The organism is Bradyrhizobium sp. GW821-FHT12B03 (genome assembly GCF_058807535.1).
In genome coordinates this window covers 61,489-77,489 of the sequence record NZ_JBXAQU010000003.1, presented here as the reverse complement: position 1 = coordinate 77,489, position 16,001 = coordinate 61,489, and the positions used below count along the sequence as shown (strand labels likewise).

At 64.4% G+C, this 16,001-nt stretch carries 14 protein-coding genes; all 14 read left to right on the top strand.

The features are described from left to right. Positions 1-69: 69 nt before the first annotated feature. The 14 genes from AC1RUR_RS07485 to torT all read left to right on the top strand — a co-directional run bounded on the left by AC1RUR_RS07485 (position 70) and on the right by torT (position 15,949). Positions 70-846, top strand: a complete 777-nt coding sequence (locus AC1RUR_RS07485) for an ABC transporter ATP-binding protein (RefSeq protein ID WP_492843126.1) — start codon at positions 70-72, stop codon at positions 844-846. Beyond that, entirely contained in the window at positions 843-1,565 is a 723-nt protein-coding gene (locus AC1RUR_RS07480) for an ABC transporter ATP-binding protein (protein ID WP_492842467.1), read from the top strand. The genes AC1RUR_RS07485 and AC1RUR_RS07480 overlap by 4 nt, the downstream gene beginning before the upstream one ends. A 3-nt stretch (positions 1,566-1,568) precedes the next feature. Further along, complete coding sequence (locus tag AC1RUR_RS07475) at positions 1,569-2,483, top strand: branched-chain amino acid ABC transporter permease (protein ID WP_492842466.1); 915 nt, start codon at positions 1,569-1,571, stop codon at positions 2,481-2,483. A gap of 3 nt (positions 2,484-2,486) precedes the next feature. Beyond that, positions 2,487-3,560: a branched-chain amino acid ABC transporter permease gene (locus AC1RUR_RS07470; protein ID WP_492842465.1), complete on the top strand. Its 1,074-nt coding sequence runs from the start codon at positions 2,487-2,489 to the stop codon at positions 3,558-3,560. Between the two features lie 38 nt (positions 3,561-3,598). Then, a complete protein-coding gene (locus tag AC1RUR_RS07465; protein WP_492842464.1) occupies positions 3,599-4,777 on the top strand; it encodes an ABC transporter substrate-binding protein in 1,179 nt (392 codons plus the stop codon). 104 nt (positions 4,778-4,881) lie between these two features. Beyond that, positions 4,882-5,610: a LamB/YcsF family protein gene (locus tag AC1RUR_RS07460; RefSeq protein WP_492842463.1), complete on the top strand. Its 729-nt coding sequence runs from the start codon at positions 4,882-4,884 to the stop codon at positions 5,608-5,610. A 40-nt stretch (positions 5,611-5,650) separates the two neighbouring features. After that, a complete protein-coding gene (locus AC1RUR_RS07455; protein WP_271568674.1) occupies positions 5,651-5,893 on the top strand; it encodes an acetyl-CoA carboxylase in 243 nt (80 codons plus the stop codon). A gap of 16 nt (positions 5,894-5,909) precedes the next feature. Then, positions 5,910-7,322: an acetyl-CoA carboxylase biotin carboxylase subunit gene (locus AC1RUR_RS07450; protein WP_492842462.1), complete on the top strand. Its 1,413-nt coding sequence runs from the start codon at positions 5,910-5,912 to the stop codon at positions 7,320-7,322. A gap of 33 nt (positions 7,323-7,355) precedes the next feature. Then, positions 7,356-8,231 carry a 5-oxoprolinase subunit B family protein gene (locus tag AC1RUR_RS07445; protein ID WP_492842461.1) on the top strand — a complete coding sequence of 292 codons (876 nt, stop codon included), beginning with the start codon at positions 7,356-7,358 and terminating at the stop codon, positions 8,229-8,231. After that, a complete protein-coding gene (locus AC1RUR_RS07440; protein WP_492842460.1) occupies positions 8,221-9,198 on the top strand; it encodes a 5-oxoprolinase subunit C family protein in 978 nt (325 codons plus the stop codon). The genes AC1RUR_RS07445 and AC1RUR_RS07440 overlap by 11 nt, the downstream gene beginning before the upstream one ends. Positions 9,199-9,527: 329 nt before the next feature. Continuing rightward, complete coding sequence (locus AC1RUR_RS07435) at positions 9,528-10,487, top strand: AraC-like ligand-binding domain-containing protein (RefSeq protein ID WP_492842459.1); 960 nt, start codon at positions 9,528-9,530, stop codon at positions 10,485-10,487. Positions 10,488-10,753: 266 nt separating this feature from the next. Beyond that, positions 10,754-12,778 carry a hydantoinase/oxoprolinase family protein gene (locus tag AC1RUR_RS07430; protein ID WP_492842458.1) on the top strand — a complete coding sequence of 675 codons (2,025 nt, stop codon included), beginning with the start codon at positions 10,754-10,756 and terminating at the stop codon, positions 12,776-12,778. 3 nt (positions 12,779-12,781) lie between these two features. Then, the gene (locus AC1RUR_RS07425) at positions 12,782-14,743 is read left to right on the top strand and encodes a hydantoinase B/oxoprolinase family protein (protein ID WP_492842457.1); all 1,962 of its coding nucleotides are present in this window, start codon (positions 12,782-12,784) and stop codon (positions 14,741-14,743) included. 105 nt (positions 14,744-14,848) lie between these two features. After that, on the top strand, positions 14,849-15,949 hold the full coding sequence (torT, locus tag AC1RUR_RS07420) for a TMAO reductase system periplasmic protein TorT (RefSeq protein WP_492842456.1): 1,101 nt from the start codon (positions 14,849-14,851) through the stop codon (positions 15,947-15,949). The last annotated feature ends 52 nt before the right edge of the window (positions 15,950-16,001 follow it).

Sequence of the window (16,001 nt, the reverse complement as noted above, 5' to 3'; positions counted from 1 at the left end):
TTCGAATTTTACAATCCCCCGCCGCAACGCAAAAATCAATCGTTGGCTCGCGTGTGAGAAGGCGTCTTGATGACTTCCGATGGATTGGAACTGGTCGCGCGCGATGTCAGTGTCCAATTCGAAGGCTTGAAAGCCCTATCAGAGGTTGCGCTCGCCGTACCCCGCGGACGCATTACGGGCTTGATCGGCCCCAACGGAGCGGGAAAGACCACGCTCGTCAACGTCCTGACCGGGTTTCAGCCCGTCGGCACCGGAAGCGTCGAACTCGAAGGCGAAACGGTCAATGGCGTGGCGGCACACAAGCTGCGGCGCAAGGGCGTCGCGCGCACGTTTCAATCGGGGCGACTTTTCCGCGATCTTCCCGTCATCGACAACCTCGAGGTGACCGGCGTCGGGCTCGGCCAAAGGCGACGCGACGCGATCGCGGAAGCCCGGCGCGTGATGGCGTGGCTCGGCATATCGCAGCTCGCCGGCACGATCGCCGGCGCGTTGCCCTACACCGACGAACGCCGTGTCGCCATCGGCCGCGCCATCATGTGCACGCCACGATATTTGCTGCTCGACGAACCCGCAGCCGGGATGTCCGAGCACGAAAGCCACGATCTCGCCATCATCATCAAGCGGATCGCCGGCGAGCTCGGAATCGGCGTGCTGCTGATCGAGCACAATATCGGCCTCGTCCTCGAATTGTGCGAGCGGATCTTCGTGCTCGACTCCGGCGAGATCATCGAGGTCGGGCCGCCGGACCAGATTCGCAACAGCGACGCGGTCCGCCACGCCTATATGGGCACCCAGCTCGACGAGGCCATCCCGGCGCTCGCGGACGAGGAGGCCGTCGCCTCATGACGCTGCTGGCAGTCGACGATATTGCCGTCAGCTATGGGCGCCTCGCCGCCTTGCGCGGCGTCACACTGAAGATTTCCGAAGGTGAAATTCTGTTCGTGACGGGGCCCAACGGCGCCGGAAAATCGACCTTGCTGAACGCCATCGCGGGCGTTGTACCGTCAGGATCGGGCTCCATCACGATGGAAGGCCGCAACATCACGGGAGCGCCGCCCGAAGAGATCGCGCGGCGTGGATTCTCGTTGGTGCCCGAAGGACGCAATGTCTTTGGCGCGCTGACCATCGAAGAGAATCTGAAGGTCGGCACCGGCATGCGCACCGACCGCAGAAAGATCGCCGCCGACCTCGATTCCGTCTACGCGGAATTTCCGATGCTGGCGGACCGCCGCCACACCACCGCCGGCATGCTCTCCGGCGGCCAGCAGCAGATGCTGGTGATCGGCCGGGCGCTGATGGCTGCCCCGCGCATCATGGCGATCGATGAGCCGTCGCTCGGACTTGCGCCCAAGATCATCGACCAAGTCTACGAAATTCTGATGCGCCTGCGCAGGCAGCGCAAGCTCACCCTCCTGATCGTCGAGCAGAGCTCGACGCGCGCCAAGATGACCGGCGGGCGGATGATCCTGATCCGCGGTGGCCGCATCGTGCTGGAGGGCGAAGCCGCCGACATGGTGAAGGACGAGCGGCTGAAGCAGGCCTATTTCGGCTTCGGGGATCATTAGGCGATGACGGCCGTGCTCCAGATCATCTTCGACGCGCTGAGCCTGGGCAGCATCTATGCGCTTGGCGCACTCGGGATCGCAGCGATCTTCGGCGTCATGCGGCTGGTGAACTTCGCCCATGGCGACTTCATCGCGTTCTGCGTGTTCGCGATGCTGTGGCCCTCGGTCGATGCCGCCGCGATCGTGTTCGCCGGCAGGCTGCCTGCCTATCTCCTGATTCCGCTGCTGCTTCTGGTCGGTGCCGGGCTGTCGATGCTGTCGGAAGTGATCGTGTTCCGCCGCTTCCGCAACGCCAATCCGGCGACGATGATGATCGCCTCCTTCGCGCTCGGCTTCGTGATCCGTCATCTGTTGCTGATGCTGTATTCGAGCCGCCCGAAGTCGATCGCGCTGTGGCCCAATCTCGGCCTGCCCGTCGAGCTTTTCGGCGCCCATATCCCGATGCTCCAGGTCGTCACCATCGTCATCACCCTCCTGGTGCTGAGCGTCCTCGTTCTCTTCCTCAAGCACACCCGCTACGGCCTGGAGATGCGCGCGGCCGCGGAAAACTTCACAATGGCCCGGTTGCTGGGCGTGCGCGCCAACGGCGTCATCCTGCTGGCCTTCGCCATCAGCGGTATGCTGGCCGCGGCGATCGGCCTGATCCTCGCCACCAATTCCGGCACGGCCGACATCGGCATGGGCGCCAACGTCATGCTGATCGCCTTCATCGCAACCGTGATCGGAGGCCTTGGCAGCGTGCCGGGCGCGGTCGCCGCGGGCTTCCTGATCGGCGCCGCCAGCGTGGTTTTCCAGGCGACGTTGCCACATGACGCCCGCGTGTTCCGCGACGCCTTCGTCTACGGCGCGGTGATCGTGGTCCTGCTGGTGCGCCCGCAGGGCCTGTTCGCCCCCAAGTCCGCCAAGCAGAGGGTCTGATTGATGTCGCAGCCACCGTCAGTCATCAGGCAAACGATCACGACGCCGATCGTGCTGATCGTGGTGCTGCTCGCGATGACGGTCTTGACCTATCAATTCGGAAGCCGGGCCTTCAACCGCACGGCGATCGAGATGTTCATCAACATCATGCTGGTGGTCGGGCTCTACGCCTTTGTCGGCAATTCCGGCCTGCTGTCGTTCGGGCATATCAGCTTCATGTGCCTCGGCGCCTATATGACGGCGTGGCTGGCGATTCCGCCGGTGATGAAGTCGATCACGCTCAAGGGGCTGCCGGCGTGGCTGCTGCACACGCAATTGCCGATGTGGGTCGCAACGCCGCTCTCCGGCCTGTTCGCGGCGCTGTTCGCGCTGATCGTCGGCCGCATCATCATGCGCCTGTCGGGAATTGCCGCCTCGATCGCCACGTTCGGTCTGCTCGGGGTCGTCAACAACGTTTATTCGAACTGGGACTCCGTCACCGGCGGGCAAGGCTCGATCGTCGGGATTCCGCCCACCATGAACGTCTGGATCGGGTGGCTGGGGGCCGCCGTCGCCATCGTGATCGCCTATTTCTATTCGATCTCCCGCTCGGGTCTTGCGCTGCGCGCGACCCGCGACGAGGCCGTCGCGGCAAGCGCCTCCGGCATCGACATCGTACGCGAGCGGCTGATCGCCTTCGTCGTCAGCGCCTTCATCATCGGCCTTGCGGGCGCGCTCTACGCGCATTTCCTCAGTATCGTCAATCCAGGTTCGTTCTACCTGCGTACGACCTTCATCTCGCTGTCGATGCTGGTGGTGGGCGGCATGTACAGCCTCAGCGGCGCCGTGACCGGCGTCGTCACGGTATCGGTCTTGATCGAGCTGTTTCGCAATCTCGAAAAGGGCGTCAGCCTCGGCGGCACGACCGTCGCGCTGCCGAACGGCGCCCAGGAGATCGCGATCGGCATCATCACGATCATCATCCTGATCTATCTGCCGAGCGGCCTCACCCGCAACCGGGAATTCTCCTGGCGCGGCTGGCCGCTTCAGCGACGCCCCGCACAACCCGTGCAGACGGCGCTGAAGGAGATGACCTGACTTTCGATGTATCATTGGAGGAGTGGACAATGGGTTTCATGAAACTACCTGGCATACTCGCCGGCCTGACCGCGCTGTGGTTCACGCCGGCTCACGCCGCCAACGAGATCGTGGTCGGATTTGCCACGGCGGCATCCGGCTTCATGCAGGCTTACGACAAGCCCGCCCAGGATGCCGCCCTGATCCGCATCGAGGAGATCAACAAGGCGGGCGGCCTGCTCGGCAAGAAGATCAAGCCGGTATTCGCCGACACCAAGACCGATCAGGCCGAAGGCGCCAAGGCGGGCCTCACAGTGCTCGACCAGGGGGCCGACCTCGTGATCGTCTCCTGCGACTACGACTTCGGCGCTCCGGCGGCCTTGCAGGCGCAGGCGGCCGGCAAGGTTTCGTTCTTCCTGTGCGCCGAGTCGATCAAGGCGGGAATTCCCGGCGTCGGTCCATTCTCGTTCTCGGCCTCGGTGCTGGCGGCCGTGCAAGGCGCGACCATGGCGGAGTGGGCCTACAACAAGAAGAACGCCCGCAGCTTCTATCGCCTGCTCGACAGCTGGACCGTCTACAACAAGGGCATCTGCGACGGCTTCGACTGGATGCTGCCACGCCTGAAGGAAGCGACCCTCGCCGGCAGCGACACCTTCAAGAACGATGACGCCTCGGTCGCATCACAGATCACGCGCATCAAGAGCCTGCCGAAGGAGCCCGATGCCATCATGCTCTGCACGATGATGCCGGGCGCCGTCTCCGCCATCAAGCAGATCCGCGCCGCCGGCATCAAGTCGATGATCCTCAACGGCTCGGGCGTCGACGGCAGCTACTGGCTGAACGCCGTGCCGGACCTGTCGAACTTCTACGTTCCGGTACAGGGGTCGGTCTATGGCGACGATCCGAACCCGGACGTCAACGCCTTCAACAAGAAGTACAAGGAAGTCACCGGCGGCGATCCGTCCAGCCAGTATGTCTATCCGGGCTATGTCCTGATCGACGTCTGGGCCAAGGCGGTCGAACGTGCCAAGACGACGGATGCCGCGGGCGTCGTGGCCGAGCTGGAGAAGATGAACAACGAGCCCACGCTGTTCGGGCCCCGCACCTTCACCAAGAACATCCACCATCAGAACCAGGGCCGCTACCTGATCGTCGACACGGAGGCCGGCAAGCCAAAGGTGATCGATCAGTGGACGATCTCGGAGAAGATCCCCGTCGACTATCTGGTATCGAAATAGCCTGGGCGTGGGCCGCGCACCGGTACAGATCGTGCCGTGCGCGGCCCTGCTCTCGGATCACATGCAACAGCCCGGGAAGAAGGACAACGGGAGGACAATGAGAAATGGTCGTCATTAACTGCGACATGGGCGAGGCCTACGGCCTCTACAAGATGGGCGATGACAAGGCGCTGATTTCCCATATCGACGTGGCCAACGTCGCCTGCGGCTTCCACGCTTCCGACTTCAATCACATGCGCAGCACCGTGCAACTGGCGAAGCAACACGGCGTCAGGGTGGGCGCCCATCCGTCGTTGCCGGATCTGCAAGGATTCGGGCGCAGGGAGATGAAGATCAGCCGTGAAGAGCTGACCAACTGCCTGCTCTATCAGATCGGCGCCCTCAAGGCGTTCCTGGACGCCGAAGGCATGACGCTCAACCACATCAAGCCGCACGGCGCGCTATACGGCATGGCGACGCGGAACGAGGATATCGCCGAAGCGGTCGCCGACGCCGCCGACGTCTACAAGGTGCCGCTGCTCGGCATGAAGGGCACGCTGCATCAGAAGGTCTATGAGCGGCGCGGTCACACTTTCGTCGCCGAATATTATGCCGATCTCGACTACAACGCCGACGGCAGCCTCATCATCACGCGCGAACACGACGCGAAGGATCCGGCCGACGCCGCCTCGCGTTGCACACGCGCCGTGAATGAAGGGAAGACCCGGACGGTCGCCGGCAATGACGTCACCGTGGGAGCGGACTCCATCTGCATCCACTCCGATACCCCCAATGCCGTTGCCATCGCGCAGGCGGTACGCGAGGCGGTCCGTCCCTATTTGACGGCGCCTTGAGGGCGCCGCACGATCCAAGCGAACACACAAGGAGCAGCACATGGCCACCCAGCAGATATTCTCGCCGCTACCGGGCATCTTCTACCGCAAGCCGGCGCCGGACAAACCGGCCTATAAGTCGGACGGCGACGTCATCACTGAAGACGACACGATCGGCCTGATCGAGGTGATGAAGTCCTTCAACGAGGTCAAGGCGGGCGCCGCAGGCAAGATCGTGCGTTTCCTTACCGAAAACGAGGAAGCCGTGATGGCGGGCCAGCCCATTGCCGAGATCGACGTTTGAACCGCTTCAGCCGTCCATGACCATCAAGAAGCTCCTCATTGCCAATCGCGGCGAGATCGCCGTGCGCATCAATCGCGCGGCACGCGAACTCGGTGTTGCGACCGTGCAGGTCTACAGCAAGGCCGACAAGGACTCGCTTGCAGTCCGGCTCGCCGACGAGTCCGTCGAGATCGGCCCGCCGCAGGCGTCAAAATCCTATCTCGACCAGGCGAAAATCCTCGCCGCCGCCGAGAGCACAGGCACCGATGCGATTCATCCGGGCTATGGCTTCCTGGCCGAGAACGCCGAGTTTGCCGCCGCCGTCGAGGCGGCGGGACTGGTCTTCGTCGGCCCAACCGCGCAGTCGATCCGCCTGATGGGCGACAAGGTTGCGGCCCGTGAAGCTGCCGCAGCGGCAGGGGTTCCGACCGTTCCGGGCAGCCGTGGACGCCTGGATTCTGCCGAGGCGGCCTTCGCTCTGGTCGAGAGCACCGGCTTTCCAGTGATGATCAAGGCGGCGGCAGGCGGCGGCGGACGCGGCATACGTATCGCGCGCACGGCCGAAGAATTTCATCACCTGATGCCGCAGGCGCAGGCCGAGGCGCTCGCGGCGTTCGGCGACGGCGGCCTCTATGTCGAGAAGCTCGTCGAAGGCGCGAGGCACATCGAGGTCCAGGTGCTGGGCGATGGGCGGGACGTCATCCATTGCTTCGAGCGCGAATGCTCGTTGCAGCGCCGCCGTCAAAAGGTGTGGGAAGAAGCCCCCTCGCCTTCGCTGGCGCCGGCCATGCGCGAACGGCTCTGCGCATCGGCCGTCGCCCTCGCCAAGGCGGTGCACTATCGCGGCGCGGGGACGCTCGAATATCTCTACGACGACACCAGCCACGAGTTCTACTTCCTGGAGATGAACACGCGCATCCAGGTCGAGCATCCCGTGACCGAAATGGTGACCGGTATCGATCTGGTGCAGGAGATGATCCGGATCGCCGGCGGTGAGCCGCTGCGCATCCGCCAGGACGAGGTGCAGGTCAACGGCCATTCGATCGAGGTCCGCATCAATGCCGAGGATCCCTCGAAGAACTTCCTTCCCAATCCCGGCACCGTCAGCGCGCTCGGCGTGCCCGGCGGAGAAGGTGTGCGCTTCGACAGCATGCTCTATCCCGGCTACACGGTGCCGCCGTTCTACGACAGCCTGCTCGGCAAGCTGATCGTGCATGCCGAGGACCGGGCGAGCGCGATCCGACGCCTCGACCGCGCCCTCGCCGAGCTGAATGTGGAGGGAATTGCGACCACCAAGCCCTTGCACCAGGCGCTTGCCCGCGATCCCGAGGTGCAGGCCGGACGTTTTCATACCGCCTGGCTCGAGCCGTGGCTCGCCGCACACGCCAACAGCCTCGGGGCCGCGGCGCCGCTGCCGCCCGATCAAGTCGCCCCGAAGATCGCACGTTAACCCGCCCGGTCAGAAACAGGAGGCCGTAGTCCCATGCAAACTCGATTTTCCTTCGGCGGCGACGAGCACATCTTCGCCGAAGTGGATGACTCCATGTCGCTCGAGGCATTTTTCAAGAGCCTCTTCATCACCAATGCGGTACGCGACGCCAGGATCAAGGGCGTGACCGAGATTTGTCCGGCCAACGCCTCCTATCAGGTCAAGTTCGATCCCGATCAAATCAAGCCTGACGACCTGCTTGCCGAGCTGAAGCGGCTGGATTCGGCGTCCGAAAAGTCCGAGCCGGTCATCAAGACAAGAATCATCGAGATCCCCGTGCTCTACAACGATCCCTGGACGCATGAGACGCTGATGCGCTTTCGCGAGCGCCACCAGAATCCCAACGGCACGGATCTCGAATACGCCGCTCAGATCAACGGCCTCGATGGGGTCGACGCGTTCATCAAGGCACATTCCAGCGCGCCCTGGTTCGTCTCGATGGTCGGCTTCGTCGCCGGCCTTCCGTTCCTCTACCAGATGGTCGAGCGCAAGCGGCAGATCCAGGCGCCGAAATATCTGCGCCCGCGCACCGACACGCCGAGGCTCACGGTCGGCCACGGCGGATGCTTCAGCTGCATCTATTCGGTGCGCGGCGCCGGCGGCTATCAGATGTTCGGCATTACGCCCATGCCGATCTATGATCCCAACCAGAAGATCAGCTATCTCCGGGACTTCATGTGCCTGTTCAAGCCGGGCGACATCGTGAAGTGGAAACCGATCGATCGGTCCGCCTATGACGCGGCGGTCGCCGACGTCGATGCAGGCCGCTTCGCGCCGGTCATTCGCGACGTCTCGTTCTCACTGACCGAATTCAACCGCGACGTCGATGCCTACAATCGCAAGCTCGAGGGGGTTCTCCATGGCCATTAGGGTTTTGAAGCCGGGTCTTGCGACGACCGTCCAGGATCTCGGACGTCCCGGGTACTATCATATCGGCATCCCGCTCTCCGGCGGCATGGATCGTCACGCACTCGCAGCGGCCAACCTGCTCGTCGGCAACGTCGAGGGCGCGGCCGTGCTCGAAGCCGTCTTCATGGGACCCGAGCTCGAGTTCACCGATGACGCGACCGTCGCGATCACGGGCGCCGAGCTGCCGCCGAAGCTCGATGGCACGCCGCAGGAGACCTGGACCAGCTTCAAGGTGAAGCGCGGCCAAAAGCTCTCCTTCGATTTCCTCAAGCAGGGCGCGCGCGCCTATATCGCGGTATCCGGCGGAATCGACGTCCCGGTGGTGCTTGGTTCGCGTTCGACCTACGCGCTCGGCGCGCTCGGCGGGTTCAAGGGCCGCAAACTCGAAGCCGGCGATGAATTGCCGATCGGCACGGACGCCGCCTCCGTCAAGGAAGGTCGCACGATCGCAAACGAGCTGCGCGGCCTGCCGACGACGATGCCCACCGAGTTGCGCGCCATGCCGGGCCTCTATTGGCACCGCATCACCGAGCAGGCCGGCAACGGCTTCTTCTCCGATACCTGGAAAGTCGCGCCGGAAGCCGACCGGATCGGCTATCGCTTCAAGGGCGGCAAGCCGCTCGCGTTCGTGCCGCGCGAGCCGCCCTTCGGCGCCGGTTCCGATCCGTCCAACATCACCGACGCCTGCTATCCCTATGGGTCGATCCAGGTGCCCGGCGGCACCGAGCCGATCGTATTGCATCGCGATGCCGTGTCCGGCGGCGGCTACTTCATGGTCGGCACGGTGATCTCGGCGGACATGGATCTGATCGGCCAGCTTCAGCCGAACACGCCGGTCAGGTTCGTGAAAGTCGGGATGGAGGAAGCGCTGGCCGCACGACACGCGCGCGCTGCGCTCTTGACCAGACTTCGCAGTTCCCTGGCGTGATCGCCAGAGCGCTTTGACGGCGGGCAACCTCCCGGCATGAACTTCATCCGGGAGGTTGTCGTCGACCGCAGCTTCCATCTTTCGGCGGTCCTCATGGAAATTGAGCACACGGCCTAAAATATCGGCTTCCCCTTCCATTGGACTTGACGTCATCCTGCCGTGCTCGCCAAGCTGATGACGACGACGAGAGTGCAGTAACGGGAGTGCAGCCCACATGCGGCCATCAACGATCGGGATGATGACGCGGTTCGCGTTCTTGCCGCCCCCGACGGTACCCGGCCAGGAGAGACGATAAGACGCAGCAGTCGACGGCAGTGACGGAGCGCAAGATGCAGACCACTTTCGCGACCAGTGACATTCCCGCCCATCATCGCCGCCAGTTCTGGCAGCAGATCGTCTCCGACATCTACTATTCGCTGGACCTTCGATTTCTCGGAGGCCACGACTTCCACGGCAATTTGGGCGCCTGGTCGCTCGGGCCGGTTTCGATCTCCCGCAACGTCTCGGACGGCCTGCTCTACAAGAGGCACGAACGCCACCTCCTCAACGAGCGCGAGGAGTGCTTCCTGATCACGGTGCCCGAACTCGCCGAGATCCGCTTCGAGCAGGACGGCAAGGACATCCGCTGCCGACCCGGCTCCTTCCTGATCGAGCGCAGCCATTTGCCTTATGAATTCAGCCACTGCGATCCAGCCGCACTCTGGGTTCTGAAGATCCCGAGCGCCGTGCTGCGCGGGAGGATCTCCGGCCCCGAACGTCTGGCGACGCTGCAATTCGACGCCAGCCGCAGCGTCGGCGCGCTATTCGTCGACACGCTGCGCCTTGCCGGCGAGCGTATCGCGGAAATGGACGAGAGCGCCCGCACCATGATGGGCAAGCATCTCATCGATCTCCTGGCGATGGCGGTCGAGTCCGACGAGCGCGTGCTGGCAGGTCATTCGTCCACGATCCGCAACGCGCACCTGCACCGCTGCGAACAATTCATCCGCACGCGCCTCGACAACATGCGCCTTGCGCCGCAAATGGTGGCCGACGGCTGCGGCATCTCGCTGCGGTATCTGCACCAGATCTTCGAGAGCGAAGGCATCACGGTGAGTGCCTATATCCGCAATCAACGCCTGCTGATGTGCGATGCGATGTTGCGCGATCCGAATTGCCGCAAGAGTATCTCGGAAATCGCCTATCACTGGGGATTCGGCGACCAGGCGCAGTTCAGCCGGAATTATCGCGGCCGGTTCGGCTGCACGCCGAGCGAAGCCCGTGCTGCGTCGCGTGCGCTCAACGCGTGACCCTGCGCCATGCGGCGTCGCTGCTCCGGCATTGACCGCCGGTTGACCGGCGGGCCGATTTGATCGTTTCGTGCTCTCTGGCACAAATTGTCCTGCGCTCAGCGTCAAGAGTGCCGATGGCGACCTGCCTATAGTCCTTCCGACATCTTGCGAAATCCGCCGGCCGAACGGGCGGTTCGCGGCACTCCCGGATCGTCGGTCCGGGTCGGCCCGCGTGCTCGCCCGACCTCCGCCCGGCAGGCATGTGCTGGAAAGGAAATCGTATCGTGCAGACCCTTCGCGTGGCCGTCGACGTCGGCGGCACCTTCACAGACATCTGCATCATGGACGAGACCACCGGCCTCATCCGCATCGAAAAGACCTCCTCGACACGCGATCCCATCGAAGGGATCATGGGTGGGGTCGCAAAGGCCGGCATCGATCTGTCCAAGGTGGCGCTGTTCTCCCACGGCACCACGGTCGCGACCAACGCACTGATCACGCGCCGCCTTCCCCGCACCGCCGTGGTGACGACGGAAGGTTTCCGCGACGTCATCGAGATCCGGCGCGCCAACAAGGAAGACCTTTGGGATACCTACAAGGACGTCGTCAGGCCCTACGTGCCACGGCGCGACCGGCTCACCGTTCCCGAACGCATCGACGCGGGCGGCAAGGTGATCCAGCCGCTCGACATCGCGGCGGCGCGCGACGTCGCGCGCATCCTCAAGCGCCGCGGTGTCGCGGCAATCGCTGTCTGTTTCATGAATGCCTATCTCAACGGCGAGAACGAGCGCGCGATGCGCGATATCCTGCTGGAGCAGATGCCGGATATTCCGGTCTCGATCTCGTCGCAGGTGTTGCCCGAGATCTTCGAGCATGAGCGGTTTTCGACGACCGTCGTCAATGCCGTGGTCAGCCCGGTCGTCGTCAGCTACACGAGCCGGCTCGGCGACCGTCTCGCCCAGGAAGGCTATTCCCGCGATCTCCTGCTGCTGCACACCGGCGGCGGGGTCATGACGCCGGCGAGCGTCAAGGATTTCGCCGCTCGTCTCGCCGGCTCCGGGATCGCCGCGGGCGCCATCGCCAGCCGCTACATCGCCGGCCTGTGCGGCTTCCCCAATTCGATCGGCCTCGACATGGGCGGCACCTCGACCGACGTGTCGCTGGCCTATGAGGGCCAGTCGCGCATCACCAAGGACTGGTACATCGAGTTCGGCTATCCGATCCGCTTTGCCTCCATCGAGGTGCTCACCATCGGCGCCGGCGGAGGATCGCTGGCCTGGACCGATCCGGCCGGCTCGTTGCGCAACGGCCCGCAATCGGCGGGGGCCCACCCGGGCCCGGCCTGTTACGGCAACGGCAATACACAGCCGACCAACACGGACGCCAACGTCACGCTGGGCCGGCTCGGCACCAATCTGGCCGGCGGCAAGGTGAAGCTCGATCCGGCTCTCGCCCGGCAGGCCGTCGAGGAAGGCGTCGCAAAGCCGTTCGGCTTCGGCCTGCACGAGGCTGCGGATGCCATCGTCAGGGTGGCCAACGCAAACATGTCGGACGCCGTGCGGCTGATCTCGATCAGCCGCGGCTACGATCCGCGCGATTTCGCGCTGGTCGCCTTCGGCGGCGCCGGCGCCCTGCATGGCGTCGATGTCGCGCGCGAGCTGGCGATCCCCGTCGTAATCGTGCCGCCCAACCCGGGCGTCACTTCGGCCCTTGGCTGCCTGCTGGTCGATATGCAGCACGACTTCTCGCAGAGCTGCATGGTCGGCGCCGACGAGGCCAATTCCGCCGACATCGAGGCGCAGTTCGCTGCGCTGGAGAAGGAGGCGCTGGCCCGGCTGACTCACGAGGGCGTCGCGGAACGGGACATCGTGCTGCAGCGCTCGATCGACATGATGTATCGCGGCCAATGGCGTTCGCTCGCGGTGCAGGCGCCGCGTCCGATCGGCGCCATCGCCGATCTGGTCCAGAGCTTCCACGCCGAGCACAAGCGCGAATACAATTTCCGGCGCGACGACTCGCCGGTGAGCTTCTTCCGTCTCAACCTGAAAGCCATCGGCGTCGTGCCCAAGGCCGAGTTCGCCGTCCACCAGCCGACCGGCGTGATCCCTCAGCCGGCCAGCCACCGCAGGGTATGGTTCGAAGGCAACGGGCTCGATACGCCCGTCTACGAGCGTGACGACCTGCCCTGCGGCTTCTCCTTCCAGGGCCCCGCGATCGTCGAGCAGGTCGACGCGACCACCGTCGTGCCGCCCGGCGCCAGCGCCGAGGTCGACAAATATCTCAATATCATCATCCGCGTGAAGGAATGAACCATGGCCGGAGATCTCCCGCTCGACCCCGTGACCTTCGAGGTTCTGAAAAATTCCTTCATCACCAGCGTCGACCAGATGGGCGAGCAGGTGCTGCGGACCTGCTACTCCTTCGTCATCTACAACCGCGACTTCTCGAGCGCGCTGCATGACGCCAAGGGCGAATGCGCCGCGCAGGGCAACCAGGACATCGCCGTCCATGTCGGCACGCTGCACTTCACCTGCCAGGACGTCATGCGCCACTTCGAGGGCGACATGCACGAAGGCGACGTGTTCGCGATCAATGATCCCTATGCCGGCGGAACGCATTTCTCCGACGTGCGATTGATCCGGCCGATCTTCGCCGACGGCAAGATCATCGCCTTCAGCCAGTCCAACGGCCACTGGTCGGATGTCGGCGGCAGCGTGCCGGGCTCGTTCGACGTCGCCGCGCGTGAGATGTTCCGCGAGGGCCTGCGCATCACGCCGATCCGGCTGTTCGACAAGGGACGCTTCTGCAAGGACGTCGCGCACCTGATCGCGTCCAACACGCGCGATCCCGCTTCGATCATCGGCGACATCCAGGCACAAGCCGAGGCGACGGCGGTTTGTGAGCGCGAGATATTGCGCCTCGTCAACAAGTACGGCCGCGATACGGTCGAGACGGGTCTTGCCGCCGTGCAGGACTATGTCGAGCGGTCGGCGCGCCAGCGCATCGCCGCGCTGCCCGATGGCGAATGGGAGACGGTCGACTTCATCGATCGCGACCCCGCCGGCGGCGAAGGCATGATCCCGATCCGGATCAAGATGACCATCAAGGGCGACAAGGCGATCTACGACTTCACCGGCAGCCATCCGACCATCGGCTCGATCTACAACTCGGCCTTCGGCGCGACCTTTTCGGCCGTCGCGGCCGGCATGAAGACGTTCTTCCCCGACCTGCCGCTCAACTCGGGCTTCTATCGCTGCTTCGACATCATCGCCCCGGAGGGTTCGATCGTCGACGCGAAATGGCCGATCGCGGTCACCGGCTTCCTGATGCCGTTCGAGAAGATCATGAACTCGATCTACGAGATGTGGTCGAAGCTGATGCCGGAACGGGCCCTCGCCTGCGCCTTCAATCTCGAATATCTGCTCACCGGCGGGCTCGACGCCCGCAGCTCCGACAAGCCGATCTTCATGTTCTACGACTGGCTGCCCGGCGGCTGGGGTGGCCGCAACGGCAAGGACGGCAGCAACGTCACGACCGCCTGCTTCGGGACCGGCCTGATGTCGCAGCCCGTCGAGGGGCAGGAACGCGCCAACCCGATCCTGACCACCAAATGCGAGATCCTCAGGGACTCGCCCGGACCCGGCAAATGGCGCGGCGGCGCCGGCGTGATGAAGACCTCGCGCATGCTGGAGGCCGAGAAGACCGTGATCTCCTACATCTGCGACCGCGAGCGCGCCGTGGTGTGGGGCATCGAGGGCGGCCTGCCCTCCATGCCGCATGGCCTGACGCTGAAACGAAGCGGCAGCGATGGCGAGGAGAGGCTCGGCTCGATCTTCTCCGATGTGCCGATTGGCGAAGGCGACGTGTTCTCACGGCCGACGGCCGGAGGCGGCGGATTCGGCGATCCGCTGGAGCGCGATCCGCGTCTCGTAATCGAGGACATCAAGGATGACTACGTCTCGGTCGAACGCGCCGCCAAGGATTATGGCGTGGTCGTGCAAACCATCGACGCCGAGCTCTGCGAGTACGAGGTGGACAGGGCCGCGACCGAGGCGCTCCGCGCCAGGATCGCCGCCGGGCGCATCGCCAATGCCCGGCTAGATCCGGAGCTCGTGGCGCAGCGTTATCGCAGCGGCGCGATCGATGCGCTCGACGTCATCCGCCAGCACGCCGTGATCCTCGACTGGGGCAACGGCGATCTCCTCCCCGAATCCACGCGTCAGTTCCGCGAAGTGTTCGAGCGGCGCTCGATCGCAAAGTGGGCGGTGCGCTGATTCCGATCGGCAACCGCATCGCCCACGGGCGGTGCGGCACGCATGCAGAACGAGGATCCGAAGCCGTCGGCCCTCGCCCTTTCGTCGAACCCTGAGGATTGAGCCATGACCCGTATGACGTGCCTTTCCATCGACCGACTTCGCCCGATCCGCTCCACGCTCGGTATCGCCGCAGGCCTCGCGCTTGTCGCCGCGGCCACGCCGGCGGCCGCCGAGACGCCATGGTTCCCGATGAAGGTGTACGATGCCTCATCGGGCACGCCGAAGCCGGCAGAGTACACGCCGTTGCCGAAGGCCGAGAAGCCCTACAAGCTCTGCATCCTGTTTCCGCACATGAAGGACAGCTTCTGGGTCGCCGTCGCTTACGGTATCGTGAAGCAGGCCGAGGCGATGAACGTCAACATGACCCTCTACGAAGCCGGCGGCTATGAGAACCTGCCCAAGCAGCTGTCCCAATTCGACGATTGCATGGCGAGCAACCCCGACGCGATCGTTGTCGGCGCCATCTCCGGCGCCGGTCTCAGCAAGAAGTTCGAAGAGGCCAAGGCCAAGGGCGTACCGGTGGTCGGCGTCGCCAACCCGCTGCCACCAAATGCCCTGCCCGCTGCCATCTACGTCGATTTCGTCGCCATGGGTGAAGTCACCGGCGAAGGCCTGCTGGCGCAGGCCAAGCCCGGCGACAAGCTCAACATCGTGACCTTCCCCGGCCCGGCCGGCTCGGGCTGGGCAGAATCGTTCAACGAAGGTTTCAAGAAGGCGGTGGCCAAGAATCCGAACGCCAAGGTCCTTGCCGAGAAATTCGGCGACTCCGGCGTTGCAGTCCAGCTCCAGCTGATCCAGGACGCGCTGCAGGCCTATCCCAACATGAACGTGATCTGGGGCACCGCGCCGACCGCCGAAGCCGCCATCGGCGCGGTTGCGGAAGCCGGGCGGAGCGACATGAAGATCATGTCCTCCTACGAGAACCAGGCCATGCTCGATGCGCTGAACCGCGGCGACATCCTGGCCTTCGCGACCCAATACCCGGTCGGCGAAGGCGCCATCTCGGTCGACCAGGCCGTGCGCCTGATCGAGAAGAAACCGGTGATGAGCCTCGCCCAGCCGCTCGCATCCGCGGTCGACAAGACCACCGTGCCGAAGCTTCAGATGGACCTCGTGCTGGCGCCGGGAAACTGGAAGCCGGTCTATTCGGTCAAGGCCAAGTAGGCCCGGACGTCTCGTCGAGGCGGGAGACACGTGCTCCCGCCCGCTTGCCCAC

What these genes read in the sequence shown, in the direction of transcription:
- AC1RUR_RS07455 (WP_271568674.1), top strand. Translation starts at nt 5,651, where the DNA reads ATGGCCACCCAGCAGATATTCTCGCCGCTACCGGGCATCTTCTACCGC.
- AC1RUR_RS07450 (WP_492842462.1), top strand. Translation starts at nt 5,910, where the DNA reads ATGACCATCAAGAAGCTCCTCATTGCCAATCGCGGCGAGATCGCCGTG.
- AC1RUR_RS07460 (WP_492842463.1), top strand. Translation starts at nt 4,882, where the DNA reads ATGGTCGTCATTAACTGCGACATGGGCGAGGCCTACGGCCTCTACAAG.
- AC1RUR_RS07470 (WP_492842465.1), top strand. Translation starts at nt 2,487, where the DNA reads ATGTCGCAGCCACCGTCAGTCATCAGGCAAACGATCACGACGCCGATC.
- AC1RUR_RS07475 (WP_492842466.1), top strand. Translation starts at nt 1,569, where the DNA reads ATGACGGCCGTGCTCCAGATCATCTTCGACGCGCTGAGCCTGGGCAGC.
- AC1RUR_RS07485 (WP_492843126.1), top strand. Translation starts at nt 70, where the DNA reads ATGACTTCCGATGGATTGGAACTGGTCGCGCGCGATGTCAGTGTCCAA.
- AC1RUR_RS07480 (WP_492842467.1), top strand. Translation starts at nt 843, where the DNA reads ATGACGCTGCTGGCAGTCGACGATATTGCCGTCAGCTATGGGCGCCTC.
- AC1RUR_RS07445 (WP_492842461.1), top strand. Translation starts at nt 7,356, where the DNA reads ATGCAAACTCGATTTTCCTTCGGCGGCGACGAGCACATCTTCGCCGAA.
- torT (WP_492842456.1), top strand. Translation starts at nt 14,849, where the DNA reads ATGACCCGTATGACGTGCCTTTCCATCGACCGACTTCGCCCGATCCGC.
- AC1RUR_RS07465 (WP_492842464.1), top strand. Translation starts at nt 3,599, where the DNA reads ATGAAACTACCTGGCATACTCGCCGGCCTGACCGCGCTGTGGTTCACG.
- AC1RUR_RS07435 (WP_492842459.1), top strand. Translation starts at nt 9,528, where the DNA reads ATGCAGACCACTTTCGCGACCAGTGACATTCCCGCCCATCATCGCCGC.
- AC1RUR_RS07425 (WP_492842457.1), top strand. Translation starts at nt 12,782, where the DNA reads ATGGCCGGAGATCTCCCGCTCGACCCCGTGACCTTCGAGGTTCTGAAA.
- AC1RUR_RS07440 (WP_492842460.1), top strand. Translation starts at nt 8,221, where the DNA reads ATGGCCATTAGGGTTTTGAAGCCGGGTCTTGCGACGACCGTCCAGGAT.